The organism is Opitutaceae bacterium (genome assembly GCA_015075305.1).
GTDB lineage: Bacteria > Verrucomicrobiota > Verrucomicrobiia > Opitutales > Opitutaceae > UBA6669.
Genome location: JABTUS010000004.1, coordinates 293,353 through 308,967, shown reverse-complemented (window position 1 = coordinate 308,967; position 15,615 = coordinate 293,353). Strand labels below are relative to the sequence as shown.

Below are 15,615 nucleotides of genomic sequence, written 5' to 3'. Positions count from 1 at the left end.
TGATGAACGATTGACTGCACGAAGGGTTACACGGTGCAACTACCAGGAATACTGAATTCCGGTCGTAAAAACGTCTGCGTCGGCATAGGCGCTCCTCGACGTGACCCCATCACGACCATTCATCGCATAACGTTCATAGGCGGCATCAATGGTCAACGACCCCGGAATGATTTCCCAGACGACTTTCAGCCCGGCCGTCCAGGTGTCCATTTCCGAGAGCCGGTAGTCGGCCGAAAAATAAGGCGCATGTCCCTCTGCGGAAGGACCCGGAGTGATCGATGATCCATCGAGCGACAGTCGGTAGAAATCCGCAGCGGACTGTCGGTAGAGACGCAGCATGGGGCGAACTGTCAGTCCGGTGCGCACGGTCTGGAACCATTCCAAGCCCAGCGTATGGCTGGTGGTCCCCCAATCGTCATGGAAGATGCGGTAACTCGCCTCAACGGCACCTTCAATATTTCGAAAGGCAAGGTTCATCGAGGCGAAGCCGATCCATTTGTCGCGTTCGGTCGGCCGATTTTCAGCGTATGTCAGGGGCAGAAACAGTCCGGGCACCACTTCGGTGTTCTTCTGAATGACCTTGTAGGGATCGGATTGATAGCCGTCGACGACGCCATGGGTCAGATTGATCGTGAGCGATGCGCGCGCGCTGAGCAACTGGGCGACGCCGACAATGAAATCCCTGCTCTTCTTCCGTCGCGGCGCGCCGAGCGTGCGGGCGGTCACATCATCATCCGCCAGGGCAAATCCGACGAGGAGGGTCGTGTTCTTCTGATTGAAGTCCGAGAGTGAATTCACCGCCCACGCCTTCGACAGGTAGTCACTCTCCCGACTCTGCGCATAAGTCAGCGCGACGTTGGTCCGATCGAATTGGCGCGACATGTCTGCGGACCACGCCTTGCGCCTGTCCGTCAACTGCGTGAGCGGCACCTGCGTGGCGCCCGGCTGAAGCGGCTGCCCGGTGGGTGTCGCACCCGCAATGGCATCCACCAATCCGACCAGCTTGAGCCTGACTTCCCGCGGCAGGTCCGACTCCACCATGCCGTAATGCGCATCAACGCGGATCCTGCCTGCATCCTCCTGCCACGACTGAAACTTGTAGCGCATGAAACTTTCCGTGCGTCCGCTCCGAGGAGCACAAAGCCCCAGCAGGACCATTGTTGGAAGTATGCGGTCGAAGGAGCTCCTTGCGGGGTGATGGCTCATGAAACCCGGTGCATCCCATCTGGCCGTGCAATCCATCCGCCGGCAACCACTCTCGGTGTCTGAATCACGCTCCCCAGGCCGTTTGACATCGTCTTGACCATGACCCGGGACCATTCGACGGGCATCATTTACCGGGCGAGTTCGACCGAGGTGACGAGGAAATTCGCGTTCAACTGATGCGGATTCGACCGATCCGCCGCGAGTGTGACGCTCTCAAGGCCAATGTAGGGCGCGCGCTTGATCACTTCCTGATAGAATGAATCCAGAACGCCGAAATCCACCCGGCGCGCAATGAATCGAACCGTGTGGATCGTTCCGAAACCGCCGCTCTTGTTCGTTGGAACGGCTTCAATTGAATAGCCGCTCCGGATTCCCACGTTGGCGGCTATGCTGGACAGCTCGCTGTTGAGCTTCACGGCGCTGAACGTCTTTTTCGGATCCCAGCTTTCCAATGCGGCCTTGGCATCAGCCTCGATCTTCGCCTTTCGAGAAAGCCAGCCCTGCTGCATGTCGAGTTCCATCGACGTCAGTTTGATCTCGCGTGCCTGGAGAGCCACGCGATCACTGAGATTCGAGCACCAGATAGCCACACCCAGCAATACAAAGGCCAGGAGGAGGACCTTCTCGCGCAGCTGCCGTTCAAAGAAGAATTGCCTGAGTCGCTTCATGGCTTGGGTGCGCCTGCGCGAAACGTCTCAGGCTTGAACTTGAGGGTGATGCGGAAAGTGGAGACTCCATCGCGTTCTGTGGGCGGAGTCATGTCCACCTTTTCGAACGCTGCACTGGCTCGAAGCGTCGCCTCGTAGGCGCCGATGTCGGCGGAATTGCGCGTGGTTGCCTCGATGATGAGAACATTCACATCACGGGCCTCGGTTGACAGAAAATAGATGCTGTCCGGCTTGTCATTGGCGAGGTTGATCATCTCGAACGGACGCAGGGTCTCGGAGAGCTGGGCGATCCGCCGGGTCAGGGTGTCGTTGCTGATCACGCGCTCGACCTCGGCCCGTTGCGCCTCAACCCGCTGCACGCGGCTCCTCTGCCAGGTTCGCATGCCGATCAGTCCAACCTCAAGAGCGCCGGCCAGGATGCCCAGCACGATCAATCCCACCAAAATTCTCCACAACAGCAGATCCCGCGATCGTGCCTTCCTCCGCGCGCCGAGTTCGGCCTTGTCCCGGATGTCGACGGAATCGAGCACAGATTCCGGCAGCACCGCATGGGCCTCTCCAACGGCGAAATCGCAGTCGCTCTGGTCGGGGTCGTCTCCCGAGGCAAGCGGAGCGGGGCCCGCCAGCTCGATGATGCGCAAGCTGCCCCCAAGCTCGCGAATGATGCCATCACGCACACGCGCGCGGTCCTCATCGGAAGCGTCTGACGCCAGTGATTCCGCAAGCACTCGTGAGGGGACAGCTCCAACCGCCCCCCAGTGCACGCCAGTCACGCTGGCGTCGCACATCTGGATGACCGTAGTGTCTGGCTCCGGTCTGAGGCCCAGGACGCTGGCGAACTCGGGAATGACCAGATCCGCATCCCGCCAGGTGTCGGTCTCGGCAGTCGTGAAGCGACGACGGAACGCGGCGTAAATGAGGGCCGATGTCTCACCGGGCAGCCAGTAGTGCCCATGGTAGAGTTGAGAGACGGGAAAGGGCGAAAGGGCCTCCAGGGCGAGTTCAACTTGCGGTGCCACGTCCGCACTCGTGGCGCCGGCCGCCACCTGAATTGTCCGCACAAAAAACCGGGTGTCAGGCAGACGCACCACGCGACGCGTCGTCGGCATCCCTTCCCCTGCGGACACGGGGGAACTGGGCGGAGGTTCAAGCTCAGAGGGCATGCTGGAGTTCAGTGTTGGGTGCGTGGGAAATGGACATCACCACGTTTTCAGTGATTTCCAAGAGCGTAAAAGGGTAGTTCAGCTTTTTTGATGCACCCGCATCACGGCCACTGCGCGCTGGCCGGGGTGTTGGCGTCGGGGTTGGAGCCGCCTTCGAGGCGCCTGCAGAAGCCTTGCCAGTCCGTGTCGAAGTGACGATGCCGGGCTTGACGAGCTGAGCGCCGCCAGGCGGCGCCACGACTGCTGAAAGCTGGTACCGGGCGGCGCCTCGTGAAACGGTTATCCGGATGCGCAGGGCCTGTATCTCCACGCCAAAGCCGTCAGGTGACGCCTGCTGTCCAAGCAGGCTCGCGGCTTCAGCTGCGGATTTGAAATAGCCCGGGCCATCGCGTTCATAGGAACCCAGCCCCCGTCGAAAATCATCCAGGCGCCGCTGTTGATTCGGATCAAGCTGCCCGAGTGCGGCCATGGCGTCGGCAGCCGCGCCGTTCAGGTTCGGCTTGTTGTATTGATAAAGCGATACGGCATCCTTGAAGCGCTTGAAATTGGCGTTCGGCGTGCCCGACTCGTCGAAGAAGAAATCGCGAGCAACTTCAATTGCGGCGAGTTCGGAAAACGATCGCATCGCCCGGCCAGGAGGCTGATAGGGCAGATCTCCCTGCTCGTAATCCTCGGGTCGCGGGGAGCTTGCCGACGCCGGCACGTAGTCTGGGCGCATCCATCCAAGAAGCGCGTCGGTCAGTTTCTCCGCATCGGTCCTTGGCATCTCCCAGGAGACAAAGAGCTGGATCAGCGCCACGGAATCGAGCGTGGGAAGCGACAGCTTGCCGCTCTCGTCCTCAAACTCCACCTGCACTGTCGTGTCCGGCCCGGGATCGTAGCCGGCAAAGGCGAGCGGATCAGCCCAGCCCTCGGCCGGACTGCGCAGGCCACTGTTGACCCGGCGAAAATCCTCGAGCACGGCCAGCACCGTTTCCATGGCCGACATGGCTTCGGTCCGCAGGCGGCGCGCGTCCGCTTCGCGCACTTCCACAAGCAGATCATTGCTCGCCTTCTCCATGAACGCAAACAACGCCACGCTCGTGAAAAGAATCGTCACGAGCACGATGACCAGCACCGTTCCGCCTTCACCGCGCCCGGCATGCGGATCCGCTGCAGCCACACCCAGCCGATGGCGATGCCCGTTGGATTTTACCAGGTGCATCGCGCCTAGAACATCGGCAGGCCCTCTCCCACCTGCGGAAGACTGATGATGGACTCCTCCGAAAGCCTGCCGTGCCGAAAGGTCAGGCGCAGGCGCTGGGGCGTGTCATAGCTGTCCTGAAGCCCGCTCGTGCGCCGGAGATTCGTCTCCGTTTTCCAGAGCTTGGAATCTTCATCGTAATAGTCATAGGCCATCGACGCGACCCAGGGTGAAATCGTCGTTTCCCGGGGTGCATCGTCATCAAAGCGCGTTTCCAGCCTCGAATGCCAGAGCAGGAGCAGGCCATCTCCTTCTCGCACGGCCAGTGAGCACACAACCTCGGGCAGCGCACGCTCCGGCCAGACCATCAGGCGATTGCCCTCCCTGACTTCGAATGTGAGCAGCGGGCTGTCGAGTCCTGTGGCCGCCTTTATTTCCTGAACCGATACGGCTCCGGAACCAGCAGCCACATTTGGCGGAAAACTAGCGCTCCGCAGTTCGCGCTCAAGGAACCGCGACACGTTCCGCACATGCAGGTCAAAGAGCCGCACGTCGCCGCCGCGCCCCCACAGCTCCCCCATCGAGAACACAAACGTGTTCATCGCAATCATGATCAGTCCGATGATCGCGAGCGCAATCAGCACCTCGATGATCGTAAACGCCGATTCCCGGGCGCGGGCCCTTCCCCGATTTGCACAATGCCCGTTCGCAGGGGTGTTCATTGTCTCTTCACCTGCATTTCCAGAATCCGCTTCTGCGACTCCGCGCGAAGCTTGTCGCGTTCGCCGGCCTCGGACCAGGTGGGACGCAGCAGCCGGAACACCTGGTCGGTGGTTCTCGTTTCCTCAAGCGTGCTGCCGGCGACTTCACAGTGGAAGGTCACGCTGAACAAATCTGCGATTGTCGTGGGTTCCACGGTTGCGCTCCACCGCACGCGGTGTCCATCCATGGTCGCAAAGTCCGCCCCCTCCTCCACTTTCTTCAGGTCCGGCTCGGCAAGAAGCATGGATCGGGCGAAGCCGAAATCGGCCTCCGCCCGGACTGACTTCTTCATCACGAAATAGCTGTTGATGACGTTCGCGTAGGACGAGCCGAGGACAATTGCCGCAAGCGCGAGAATCGCCAGTGCCACCAGCACTTCAATGATCGTGAATCCCTGTCTCGACCTGCGCATGGTCTTCAGGAATTCGAGTCCGTTTGCGCAAGCATTGGCGCACACGTCCAGGGATCGATCCTCACATAACGGGCCTCGCCCTGATCCTGTCGAAGCTGCGCGCGGAAATTCGAGCAGGTGCCGTCCGCGTAAAAGGTCACGTAGGGAAGCGTCTGCGTCTCCACCAGGGTGCCTCCGATGAGCACCGTCGTGCGTCCGCCCTTGGTCACCCCAAGGAAATCGATTTCAAGGTCGCCCTCGATCGGCACGGGAAAGCTTCGCGATCCCTCCGCCGTCGAAGCCCTGAAGGCCTTCTCCTTTGCGTCAAAGGACAGCCTGACGTCGATGCCCTGGAGCAGAGCATACTTGCGCGCCTCGGTCACTGCCTTCCAAAACACGTCCTCAACATTCACCTTTCTATCACCTGCAAGGGCTCCAACGTTGCTGACAAAGATCCCGGCCAGCAGGCCGAGGAGCGCCAGACCCACCAGGACTTCCATCAGCGTGAATGCCGCGACTCGACGCGCTTGCGTGCGCGCAGGGTGCGGGCGCCTGACCGTGAATGAAATCCTCACCAGTTTCCGATATCGTCGTCGGTGCCGTCAGCCTTGTCCTGCCCCTTCGACCAAAGATCGTAGCCGCCTTTGTTCTTCGTCCCAGGGTACCGGTATTGATAGGGCTCGCCCCATGGATCAAGCGGCACCTTGCCATCCTTCGCCTCGATGTAAGGTCCCGCCCAGCGCTCACTCTTGTTTGCGGGTGCGACGATCAGCGCCTGTATGCCTTCGGCAGTCGACGGGTATTCCCCCAACGCCATGCGGTACTGCATGAGCGGACCGCTCAGGCTGGATTTCACAAACATTCCCGCAATTTTCTTTTCGTTGCCTTCGAGAACATTGGTAAACTTGGTGACGGTCAGGCCCACCAGAAGGCCGATGATCGCGAGCACGACAAGAATCTCCATGAGCGTGAACCCGGTTCGCGAGCGCAACGCGGTCGCACGGGCGTGGCTGGCGGTTTGTGAACGGAGGTCAATGGTCTGGCTTGGAGGCATGTGAATAGGAAAGCGGGATCGGAGGCCCAGTGTCGAGTCTGCTAATCAGAGGCGATTAGACTTCTGATTCGACGCCGCGTTCCGTTCGAGATGACGTTGACCATGCGGTTGTCCTGCGGATTTGCTGAAAATGCGGCTGGCCGTTCACACCGCTTCCGGATCACGTAGCCTCATGCCCGACCGAGAGTTCCAATCCGCCCCAAAAGATTTTTTCTCGCCGGCCCAACGGCGCATGATAACGGCGGCGCTTTCATTCCTGGCGTTTGCATTGATTCTCGCCCTGCTCGTTGGCGGGATCCGGGTGCTCGGCATCCTGGTTTCCCGCTTCGCTGGAGTCCTCTGGCCAATCGCCGTCGCCGGAATCATCGCACTCATGCTCCGACCGCTGGTGGAGCTTTTCGAGGAGCGGCTCAATGGTCGCAGGCTCGCCGCGGTCCTCATCGTCGTGGGCCTCATGCTCGCGGTCTTCGCCCTCATCCTCCTGATGGTTGTTCCACCAGCGATTGACCAGATCCTGGATCTGATCGCATTCGTGCCGAAACTGTGGAAGGACAGCTTGGAATACATCGGGCAACACTACCCCAACTGGATCGAGCTCACGCAAAAGCAGCTTCAGAATCCAACCGTGCGATCAATTGTCGACCAGCTCTCCCAGGAGCTTCAGACCCTTTTCAAGCATGCGGTGCCATCGCTCAAGGCGGCGGGAACGGGGCTGCTGGGAATCGCCGGCTTCGCCACACACCTTGCGGTCGTGCCGATCTATCTGTTCTTCTTTCTGCTCTCGCGCGCGCAACCGGCGGACAGGCTTCCGGAGCACCTGCCGTTCCTGTCACCAGCGGTCCGTGAGGATGTCGTCTTCCTGTTTCGCGAGTTCGTCTCGATAGTGATCTCCTTTTTTCGCGGACAGCTCCTCATCGGATTGATCATGGGGGTGCTCTACGCCATCGGGTTCAGCATTGTGGGACTCAAGTTCGGCGCGGTGGTCGGCATGGCGCTGGGATTCCTGAATATCATCCCCTACCTCGGCTCGATCATGGGTTTTGTTGTCACCGTGCCGCTGGCCCTGTTCCAACCCGGCGGAGGATGGAAACTGGTGGCCCTCGTGCTCACGGTTCAGGTGATCGTGCAGAACATTGAGGGCTGGATTCTCACGCCGAAGATCATGTCGGACCGCACCGGCCTCCATCCCGTCGCGGTCATATTCGCCATCTTTTTCTGGGGAACAGCGTTGGATGGACTTCTGGGAATGATCCTTGCCATCCCGCTGACGGCATTTTTCGTCACTGCCTGGCGCCTGGCCAAGCGGAAATATCTTTCCCATTGGAGCCCGCCCTCCACGACTGATCCTGCAGCCGCCAGGGGAGGCGGCTGACCTTGCAATCCTCCGGCTGCTCAACGCCGGGGATCAGGGGAAATGCTCGCGGGATCAGGGGTGTTGACCACGGCATCCACACTCACGCGCCTGCCCGCGGACCCGGTGTCCCTCGGGGGAGGCGGCAGTTCCACGGACGCCGACTGTTTCGAATGGAGCTGCGCAGCCAGGCTGACGACACGCCGGTTCATTCTCCGTCGAACGGTCTTCTGGAAGAAAAGATTGTTGGGTATCTGGTAAAGCGCGCCCTCATGGTCGACCAGGGTGGTGAAAAAGAAATTGAGGTTCGCCACGCGCCCGCGCACCGATTCCCCTGGAAACTCAAGGTCATCCCCGATCTCAAAAGGCTGCAACAGGAGGATGATCATCGTTGCCGAGGTGTGACTGATGATGCTCCAGACCGCTACAAACCCGATCGCCACCAGGCCAAAGATCGTGGAAAGCACGGCCCAGACGCCGCCCATCTCAAAGCCAAAAACGTTCACGATCAGCACTGCTCCTATGAGCCAGATCAGCCAGCGTGCAATCCGGCGGATGGGCAGCACGTCCAGTTCAGTGAGGGCTGCGCGCCGTGCAAACAGGTGCAGCGCCCGACCCACGACAAGGCTGACCAGAAAGGTCACCGCCACAATCCCAAGAGCGAGAGGCAGTGCGCCCAGGAAGCGCGGCAGAAACGCGGAAAGTCGTTCGAGAAATTCGGAGGTTCGCATGTGCGAATGACAATCCACCCGCGGCCGGATCTGGGAAGCAAAAACAAAGGCCGATCCCAGTGGATCGGCCAAGTCGGTCAATGCCCGTCGGGCGATGAACATCACCCGGCCGGTTCAGCCGGGCTGATTCAACTCCTGGGGGTTATTGCTTCGGCTTCTTCCCGCCATGATTGCCCATTGCAGCGCGCAGCTCCTCACGCGTGACATATCCGTCCTTGTTCGTGTCGGTCTCGGCGAACTTGGCCTTGGCTGCCGCCGCGTCCAACTTGTTCTTGTTGAAGGCGGCGAATTCCGCCGGATTGAGCTTCCCGTCGCCATCCTTGTCCGCGGCCGCAAATGCGGCTGCAGCCTTTTCTTTCCTGGCATTAGCGTCCGCGGCGTGCGCCGAAAACGTTGTGAGAAGCGAAACCGCCGCGACTGCGGCAGTGATGACAATGCGATTTTTCATGTGAGATAACAGGTATTCCCCGGAGAAGACGGCGATGCGCGCGCTCCGGTTACAGGTCAAGCCCGGCCGCGTCTCCCGCGAGCATCGGGATCATTGCAAAAAATCCTGCTTCATCCGTAAATTCTCCATGTCGCATCGGGCGGCCTGCGCGTAGACTGTCCGCAACCGCCCGCCCCTTTCGCGCGTCATCATCGCAACATGAATCCATCACCGCATTGTTCCCGTCTTATCGGGAAACTCTCCTCTGCCGCTTGGCTTGCGGCAATCGCCATTGTGATGCAACTGTCCGTCTCGGCTGCTCCAGCCCCGGAGGCTTCCAGACCCAACGTGCTCATTATCTCGATCGATGACCTTAACGACTGGGTCGGCACCTTCGGAGGCAATCCCCAGACTCGCACGCCGAACATGGACCGGTTCTGCGCAGAAGGGGCCGTCACTTTTCAAAATGCCTACTGTCCTGGCCCCGTCTGCGGTCCTTCGCGCTCCGCATTTCTCTCGGGATTCATGCCCTATCGCACCGGTATCTATGGCAACAGCCAGAACATGCGGCGATCTCCGCTGGTGCAGACTCACGCCACCCTGCCTGAGTATTTTGCCCAAAACGGCTATCAGACGATCAACCGCGGCAAGTTCTTCCACAAGCATGCGACAGCCGACGGGCTTGATGAGGGGCAGTGGGCCTTCACCGACTGGAGCAGCACTGAAGGTGCCTGGGGAGTGAATCCCTCCCACCTCTACTCGCGCTTGAAAGGCGTGTATGATGGGACGAAGGGCGCGCCCACCAAGGACGATGCGGTCTTCTCGCGGGATGATGAAGGCACTGAGTTCGCCTGGGGGCCCACAAGGGAAGGGAAAGAGGGCACTCCTGACTACCTTACCTCCCAGTGGGCGGCGGACGAATTGTCCAAACAGCACGACAAGCCCTTCTTCATGGTGGTCGGCATCAGCAAGCCGCATCTTCCCTGGTATGTGCCGCAGGAGTACTTTGACCGCTTTCCTCTCGATGGCATCGTGATTCCGGAATACAAACTCGATGATCTGGATGACATTCTGACACCTGATGGGAAAAGGAAATTCAGTGAGTCCGCGGACTTCAAGTGGGTCACCCGGAAGGACCACGCCGACCTTTTCAAGCGGGCCGTGCAGGCCTACCTTGCCGCCGCGGCATACTCCGATGAGTGCGTGGGTGTCGTTTTGGACGGTCTCGCGAAAAGCGCCTACAAGGACAACACGATCGTCATGATATTCGGTGATCATGGCTGGCACCTCGGAGAAAAACTGCGATTCCGCAAAGCGACGCTCTGGCAGGAGGCGACACGTCTGCCGCTGATGGTGCGCGCGCCTGGCATCACCAGCGGGCGGGCCGAGAGCCCCCGACTCGTCAACCTCATGGATCTTTACAAGACGCTCATTGAACTCTGCGGTCTTCCTCCAAAGGCGGAGATCGACGGGCGCAGCTTTGTTCCACTGCTCAAGGAGCCCGCGCGGTCCTGGCAGTATCCAACGATGACCATAAACGGGCTTGGCAACGCGTCGATTCGTGATGAGCGCTGGTACTATATCCGCTACCAAGACGGCACGGAGGAGTTCTATGACATGCGGACGGACCCCATGCAGTGGAAGAATCTGGCTCGGTCCTCGGACCCGGAGGTCGTTGCGGCAAAACGAAGCCTCGCCGCACTCTACCCCTCGCACTTTGCACCCGATCTTCCCCGCAATCCTCCAAAAAAGCAGGTGCGCAGCAATCTGCCGCCGCTTCCCAGCCCGGACATAAAGCGGGATCTGTCTAAACTCAAATAAGGGCGCGGCTCCCCCGCGGCCTCCAGATTCGATGGTGCCATCTTCCCGCAGACCCCATGGATGTGGCGGACCACCGGGCATCCATCAGCGGCCGACCGGATGCCTTGGCGCAAGGGGCCGTTCGGCGTCAAAGTCGTGTGACTCATAGTCCGACTCCTCCACCCAGGGTGTCCTCAGGCGTTCTCCCTTTAGGTACCGTTCGTAGAAGTTTCGCAGGGCCGATGCATGCGGATACCTGTCAAACACCTCGCCCTTCCCTTCCATGCGCGGATCGCGCTGCTCTCGAAGCGCGGAGAAAAGTCGCTCCTTCATTTGAACTCTCGTGGAATCAAAATCAGGATCGGCCGCAAGGTTGACAATGCAGTCGGGGTCGCTCTGAAGGTCATAAAGTTCCTCAGCCGGTCGACGGCCGAAATCCAGCTCCCAGCGCCAGTGGTTTATCCCCTTTCGATTCTCCTCAAGCACAGCAGTCTTGCTCGGCCCGCCGTCCGTATTGAGGTAGCCGGTGATCGGATCACACATGGGCCATCGCGCCGGTTCGAAGTTGTGCAGATAGAGAAAACGCTCCGTCAGCATGCCCCGGACGGGATACCCGACATCGTTCGGTCGCCCAAGGTCGTGGCGTTCCTGGCCGGTGAAGAGCGATTCACGGCCAGGCTGAATTTTTCCATCGTCTGTATTCCGGAAAATATCGAGCAGGCTTCCGCCCTGAATGGACTCCATCGATGTCTTCACCGGATCAATGTCCGCTGCATCGAGAAACGTGGGTGCAAAATCGATGAAACTCACGAGATCGTTCACCGTGCGACCGGGGTGGGCAATGCCTCGTCCCCAGCGAATAGCCAGGGGCAGGTGCAGGGCGGCCTCGTACGTGGTGCCCTTCAGGCGGGGAAACGGCATCGCGTTGTCGGATGTGACGACGACGATTGTATTCTCCAGTTCGCCGGTCTTTTCCAGCACATCGAGGACGAGCCCGAGTTGGGCATCGAAGTATTCAATCTCGAGCGCGTAGTCCAGCATGTCACTGCGAACCGCGGGCGTGTCCGGCAGATAGAGCGGAACGCGATCTATCTGACCCGGGGATTTCCCTCCCAGCCTGATGCCTGATCCACGGCTGTAGTCGCGGTGAGGCTCATGGGCCCCAAACCAGAAGCAGAATGGCTTGCCCGCCGGACGATCCTGGAGAAAGGCCGCAAAGTTTCCGGCGTAGTCGACCGGCGAAATCTTGTCCGTCAGGGGAGTCTTCCGTTTGTCATTGTACGGCCGCCCCGCCAGCTGGCGTGCCCGGCCATTGAGATGCCCGGGATCCCCCGGACCCCAGCCTTTTCCAGTCATGCCGGTGTGGTACCCGTTTTCACCGAGCGTCTCAACAAACGTTCGATACTTTCCCTCCGGCCAGTAGCCGCCATGATTGGCGGCGGATTCCAGCTGCCAGCTGTTTCGCCCGGTGAGCACCACCGCGCGCGACGGCGCACACTTGGAGTTTGGAGTGTAGGCGCGGCTGAACAGGAGTCCCTCGCGGGCAATCCGGTCAAACGCCGGGGTGTTCACCCATCGGCATCCGTTCGCCGAGAAGTGCGCATACGATGCATCATCAGCGATGCAGAAAAGTATGTTCGGACGATTTGTCGCTGCGACGCATTGAGCGGCGATCGCAGCGACAGACAGCAGAATCAGACGAATCGATTGGATCACTTTCATATTCTTAACGGCGCGCCTCCACAAGATGCAGCGTCACGGGAGCCGCCCCGCTGGCAACTTCGATCTGCCACTCGCTGGTCGTTCGCTTCCAGCTTTCCTTCGGAACTGCGAACTCGGCGATCTGCCAGCGTCCTCCCGAGGAAAATCTGAGTTGTCCGACAACATCATCTCCGATTCGCACCAGCGCATCGGGGCGCCGTGCGTCGTCGAGATAGATGACCCTCACGCTTCCACCATGCTGTGAGAGTACGCGCAGGAAGTCCGAATCCAGTCTGAGCCTGGCGCTGCGCTGCGCGGGATATTTTCGGGCAAAGGCGCCATAACGCTGTTCCGGAGGACCCACCGGGCCGACACCGACGGAATCATCCCCATCCAGCCGCTCCATCAGGAAATTGTAGTCGCCCGAAAATCGCCGGAGTGTCCATCCATCCCTCGGTCCTATCGAGTTCTTCGCCTTGATCTCTGAATTCTGACGGAAGGCGACCCATGCACCGGGGGTTTCAAGCGGACGATTGTGCCTGCCCGCATAGGTGTCCACCCATCGGTAGGCGGCCAGAAACTCCCCGGCCTGCTCCTTCGGATGCACGGTGTCCTTTAGCCGCCGCGGATGGTCCCCGGTGAGGGCAAAATGAAGATTGATGTAGTACTCTCCGATGAACGAGACGCCGCAATGCAGATTAAATAGCAGGGTCCAGTAGTTCCACTGGCAGGGGCTGCACCAGCGCACATCATTCTTGCCCCCATGCTCCCCCCAAGCGGAGGCCCAGGGTTCCGCATAGGCAACGGTTTCCCCTGAACGCGCGTAGTCATAAAACATGCCGTAGCGGCGCTCCGTCATCCCCGTGCGCGGTTCGACTTCGCTCGACGTGTGAAAGAGTCCGAGTCTTCCCGCCCGCAGGTCGGGCGCAATCCGGGCCAGCACTTCGCCGTCCACAAGATTGCGCACAAACACAACTGCCCATTGGGAGAACTCCTTCTCGTAGGTTTCGACTGTCCGTGAAACGTAGCGCTGTCGCACCGTCTCATCGTAAACAGGGACGCCGTCCACCGAGACTCCGGCCGGAATCCTCCATGCCCTCGGATCGCAATACTCCTCGGGGATGTGCAGCTGCTCCGTGCCTACCGCATTGAAATTCATGCGGATGCCAAGGAGCCTTTCGCGCCAGGAGCTCGTGCGCAGATGCGCCGCCACGGACCGGAGCATCGCGAGGTGCGCCTCAATGAATCGCGGATGCCAGAACATGAGCGTGCCCTGCTCGTCCTGGACCTGCTGGTGAAAACGCGCGGAGACCGAGGGCACCTCCCTGAAAAGCCAGCCAGGTTTCAGATTGCCATTGATCTGAACCGTCGCCCATGCGTTCAGGCCCGCCAAATAGGCAAGTTTGGAGTCCATGGACTTGAAGTCGTACCGTCCGGGCTGGGGCTCGATGTCCGCCCACTGCACGACGACCTGACCGCCATGCACAAATGGCAGCCTCATGATATCCGTCTGGTCCGGCTTGTCATCCGCCCAGAGCAGATGGATCCCCCGGGCCTCCGTCTGCAGGCGATCGACCACCGGCTCATTGCCAAGCGCCTGACTGCCCCCACCGCACAGGGTGCACGCCGCGACCAGCACAGCCAGCGACTCAATACTTTGCATATTCATAGCGGTCGATCACCTCAGCGGTATCGTAGAGCAGTGGCTTCGGTTCAAACGTCTCATCGAAGGGCCTCGGCCGTGTCGGTCCTCCCCAGGTCGATCCGGACTCAAGGGTGCTACAGGGGCGCCGCATCCAGTGCGGCCCCCTGAGGGGATCTCGAGTGCGGTTCCTCCAGCCCAGGATTTCCTTGTGGAGCCTCGTGCGCACTTCAGAGACAGCCGAATCGTTTATCAAATTTCGCAGCTCAAGCGAATCGGTCGCGTGATCGTAAAGTTCGTCCGTGTCGAGCAGGTTGATCACAAGCTTGTAGCGCCCGTCGAACACCGCGCGAATCGGAGCGAACGCACCAAAGCCATCGTGATCAATTTCAAAGCGGTTGAACTCGAGAAAGACGCTGTCGTTGACGGCGCTTTCCGGCCGGCGAATCTGCGGAAGCAGGGACTTCCCCTGAAGCAGGTCGACTGGCGCAAGGCCGAAGAAGTCGAGCCAGGTGGGAACGAGATCGATGTGTGACACCGGACCGGACGATGTGCCGCCCGGTGCGACATGCCCCGGCCATTTCACGATCAAGGGGATCCTTGCAATCTCATCGTACATGCAGGGCCCCTTGCCGTGCAGCCGGTGGCTGCCAAACATGTCGCCGTGATCGCTGGTGTAGGTGACAAATGCGCCAGGGGTCCTCTCTTCGATCGCTGCAATGACCCGCCCCACCTGGTGGTCGGAAAAACTGTTGCAGGCGAAGTGTCGTGGGTGCCGAAGGTGGATCATGCCATTCCGCCTCACCAAGCTCGCCTCGAAGGCCTTCCCCGTGTGCGCGGCCCATTCACGCTGACTCCGGGGTTTGTCGGTGAGCGGGTCATCGGCATTGGGAACCGGAAAGAGAAAATCCTCAAACGCGCTGGCAAACGGCTCGGGCGCAATGAACGGGTGATGCGGCTCATCAATGGAGACGACGAGGAAGAAGTCCTCATGCTGATGCCTGCGAATGAAGTCGATCGCCTTGTCGGCGATGCGATGGGCATGGGTGAACTCCGAGGAAATGCCGTGCTCCCTCACTTCCTTCGGGCCGAGCACCTGGCGGGACAGCGCCCGCGCCTCGTCATCGGGCAGGGAGTCGAGGTAGTTGCGTCCGTCCATCCAGGTCTCCGGCTCCCAGCCCGGTGGACAGCGGCCGTTGCCGAAGTAGTCGGTGCCATCGAGGTGCCATTTGCCCACATATCCGGTTGAGAATCCCGCGGACTGCAGGCGCTGTCCGAGTGTCGGCAGATCGAGGTGTGGCGCCATGTCGTTGGCGAGCACGCCGTTGCTGTGCGGATAGAGACCTGTGAATATCGCGGAGCGCGCCGGGCCGCACACCGGCGAACAACTGTAGGCCCGCTCGAAACGGAGCCCGTCCGCAGCCAGGCGATCGATGTTGGGAGTCCGCAAAGCCAGCTGCGGATGATAACATCCGACACAATTCACTCCCTGTGTATCTATGAGAAAAAAGACCGCTTGTTTTCTGGACATAATCA

Annotated in this window: 15 protein-coding genes; 2 read left to right on the top strand and 13 right to left on the bottom strand. The window is 60.2% G+C overall.

Translation table 11 applies throughout. The features are described 5' to 3' along the window. Window positions 1–39: 39 nt before the first annotated feature. From HS122_10015 to gspG, 8 genes are all read right to left on the bottom strand, one after another. Window positions 40–1,206 carry a DUF3570 domain-containing protein gene (locus HS122_10015; GenBank protein ID MBE7538735.1) on the bottom strand — a complete coding sequence of 389 codons (1,167 nt, stop codon included), beginning with the start codon at window positions 1,204–1,206 and terminating at the stop codon, window positions 40–42. A 128-nt stretch (window positions 1,207–1,334) separates the two neighbouring features. Continuing rightward, a complete protein-coding gene (locus HS122_10010; GenBank protein MBE7538734.1) occupies window positions 1,335–1,874 on the bottom strand; it encodes a hypothetical protein in 540 nt (179 codons plus the stop codon). Beyond that, window positions 1,871–3,037 (bottom strand): hypothetical protein, encoded by a 1,167-nt coding sequence (locus HS122_10005; protein MBE7538733.1) that lies wholly within the window; start codon window positions 3,035–3,037, stop codon window positions 1,871–1,873. The genes HS122_10010 and HS122_10005 overlap by 4 nt, the downstream gene beginning before the upstream one ends. Beyond that, the gene (locus HS122_10000) at window positions 3,027–4,241 is read right to left on the bottom strand and encodes a general secretion pathway protein GspK (GenBank protein MBE7538732.1); all 1,215 of its coding nucleotides are present in this window, start codon (window positions 4,239–4,241) and stop codon (window positions 3,027–3,029) included. Before HS122_10000 ends, HS122_10005 begins: the two co-directional genes overlap by 11 nt. Before the next feature lie 5 nt (window positions 4,242–4,246). Continuing rightward, on the bottom strand, window positions 4,247–4,942 hold the full coding sequence (locus tag HS122_09995; protein ID MBE7538731.1) for a prepilin-type N-terminal cleavage/methylation domain-containing protein: 696 nt from the start codon (window positions 4,940–4,942) through the stop codon (window positions 4,247–4,249). After that, window positions 4,939–5,394 carry a prepilin-type N-terminal cleavage/methylation domain-containing protein gene (locus tag HS122_09990; GenBank protein MBE7538730.1) on the bottom strand — a complete coding sequence of 152 codons (456 nt, stop codon included), beginning with the start codon at window positions 5,392–5,394 and terminating at the stop codon, window positions 4,939–4,941. The genes HS122_09995 and HS122_09990 overlap by 4 nt, the downstream gene beginning before the upstream one ends. Before the next feature lie 5 nt (window positions 5,395–5,399). Continuing rightward, window positions 5,400–5,873 (bottom strand): hypothetical protein, encoded by a 474-nt coding sequence (locus HS122_09985; GenBank protein MBE7538729.1) that lies wholly within the window; start codon window positions 5,871–5,873, stop codon window positions 5,400–5,402. Between the two features lie 71 nt (window positions 5,874–5,944). After that, window positions 5,945–6,427 carry a type II secretion system major pseudopilin GspG gene (gene gspG, locus HS122_09980; GenBank protein ID MBE7538728.1) on the bottom strand — a complete coding sequence of 161 codons (483 nt, stop codon included), beginning with the start codon at window positions 6,425–6,427 and terminating at the stop codon, window positions 5,945–5,947. Between the two features lie 172 nt (window positions 6,428–6,599). Here gspG and HS122_09975 point away from each other — a divergent pair, with 172 nt between their 5' ends. After that, complete coding sequence (locus tag HS122_09975; GenBank protein ID MBE7538727.1) at window positions 6,600–7,799, top strand: AI-2E family transporter; 1,200 nt, start codon at window positions 6,600–6,602, stop codon at window positions 7,797–7,799. A gap of 20 nt (window positions 7,800–7,819) precedes the next feature. Here HS122_09975 and HS122_09970 read toward each other — a convergent pair whose 3' ends face one another. Together HS122_09970 and HS122_09965 are read right to left on the bottom strand one after the other, a co-directional pair. Then, entirely contained in the window at window positions 7,820–8,509 is a 690-nt protein-coding gene (locus HS122_09970; GenBank protein ID MBE7538726.1) for a mechanosensitive ion channel family protein, read from the bottom strand. 142 nt (window positions 8,510–8,651) lie between these two features. Beyond that, window positions 8,652–8,957 (bottom strand): EF-hand domain-containing protein, encoded by a 306-nt coding sequence (locus HS122_09965; GenBank protein ID MBE7538725.1) that lies wholly within the window; start codon window positions 8,955–8,957, stop codon window positions 8,652–8,654. 198 nt (window positions 8,958–9,155) lie between these two features. On the opposite strand from HS122_09965, the gene HS122_09960 reads away from it, so the two are divergent. Then, window positions 9,156–10,757 carry a sulfatase gene (locus HS122_09960; GenBank protein MBE7538724.1) on the top strand — a complete coding sequence of 534 codons (1,602 nt, stop codon included), beginning with the start codon at window positions 9,156–9,158 and terminating at the stop codon, window positions 10,755–10,757. Between the two features lie 84 nt (window positions 10,758–10,841). Here the strand turns inward: HS122_09960 and HS122_09955 are convergent, their stop codons facing one another. Genes HS122_09955 through HS122_09945 form a run of 3 tightly spaced genes read right to left on the bottom strand, consistent with a single transcriptional unit; the run spans window position 10,842 to window position 15,610 of the window. Continuing rightward, complete coding sequence (locus tag HS122_09955) at window positions 10,842–12,458, bottom strand: sulfatase (GenBank protein ID MBE7538723.1); 1,617 nt, start codon at window positions 12,456–12,458, stop codon at window positions 10,842–10,844. Window positions 12,459–12,462: 4 nt separating this feature from the next. Further along, entirely contained in the window at window positions 12,463–14,100 is a 1,638-nt protein-coding gene (locus HS122_09950) for a beta-galactosidase (GenBank protein ID MBE7538722.1), read from the bottom strand. Further along, window positions 14,087–15,610 (bottom strand): sulfatase-like hydrolase/transferase, encoded by a 1,524-nt coding sequence (locus tag HS122_09945; GenBank protein MBE7538721.1) that lies wholly within the window; start codon window positions 15,608–15,610, stop codon window positions 14,087–14,089. The genes HS122_09950 and HS122_09945 overlap by 14 nt, the downstream gene beginning before the upstream one ends. Window positions 15,611–15,615 lie beyond the last annotated feature (5 nt).

Excerpts from the sequence above, each read along its gene's own strand:
- HS122_10000 (MBE7538732.1), bottom strand. The coding sequence starts at position 4,241 with ATGCACCTGGTAAAATCCAACGGGCATCGCCATCGGCTGGGTGTGGCT.
- HS122_09985 (MBE7538729.1), bottom strand. The coding sequence starts at position 5,873 with ATGGAAGTCCTGGTGGGTCTGGCGCTCCTCGGCCTGCTGGCCGGGATC.
- HS122_09960 (MBE7538724.1), top strand. The coding sequence starts at position 9,156 with ATGAATCCATCACCGCATTGTTCCCGTCTTATCGGGAAACTCTCCTCT.
- HS122_09965 (MBE7538725.1), bottom strand. The coding sequence starts at position 8,957 with ATGAAAAATCGCATTGTCATCACTGCCGCAGTCGCGGCGGTTTCGCTT.
- HS122_09990 (MBE7538730.1), bottom strand. The coding sequence starts at position 5,394 with ATGCGCAGGTCGAGACAGGGATTCACGATCATTGAAGTGCTGGTGGCA.
- HS122_10005 (MBE7538733.1), bottom strand. The coding sequence starts at position 3,037 with ATGCCCTCTGAGCTTGAACCTCCGCCCAGTTCCCCCGTGTCCGCAGGG.
- HS122_10015 (MBE7538735.1), bottom strand. The coding sequence starts at position 1,206 with ATGAGCCATCACCCCGCAAGGAGCTCCTTCGACCGCATACTTCCAACA.
- HS122_09970 (MBE7538726.1), bottom strand. The coding sequence starts at position 8,509 with ATGCGAACCTCCGAATTTCTCGAACGACTTTCCGCGTTTCTGCCGCGC.
- HS122_09945 (MBE7538721.1), bottom strand. The coding sequence starts at position 15,610 with ATGTCCAGAAAACAAGCGGTCTTTTTTCTCATAGATACACAGGGAGTG.
- HS122_09975 (MBE7538727.1), top strand. The coding sequence starts at position 6,600 with ATGCCCGACCGAGAGTTCCAATCCGCCCCAAAAGATTTTTTCTCGCCG.
- HS122_10010 (MBE7538734.1), bottom strand. The coding sequence starts at position 1,874 with ATGAAGCGACTCAGGCAATTCTTCTTTGAACGGCAGCTGCGCGAGAAG.
- HS122_09995 (MBE7538731.1), bottom strand. The coding sequence starts at position 4,942 with ATGAACACCCCTGCGAACGGGCATTGTGCAAATCGGGGAAGGGCCCGC.
- gspG (MBE7538728.1), bottom strand. The coding sequence starts at position 6,427 with ATGCCTCCAAGCCAGACCATTGACCTCCGTTCACAAACCGCCAGCCAC.
- HS122_09950 (MBE7538722.1), bottom strand. The coding sequence starts at position 14,100 with ATGCAAAGTATTGAGTCGCTGGCTGTGCTGGTCGCGGCGTGCACCCTG.
- HS122_09955 (MBE7538723.1), bottom strand. The coding sequence starts at position 12,458 with ATGAAAGTGATCCAATCGATTCGTCTGATTCTGCTGTCTGTCGCTGCG.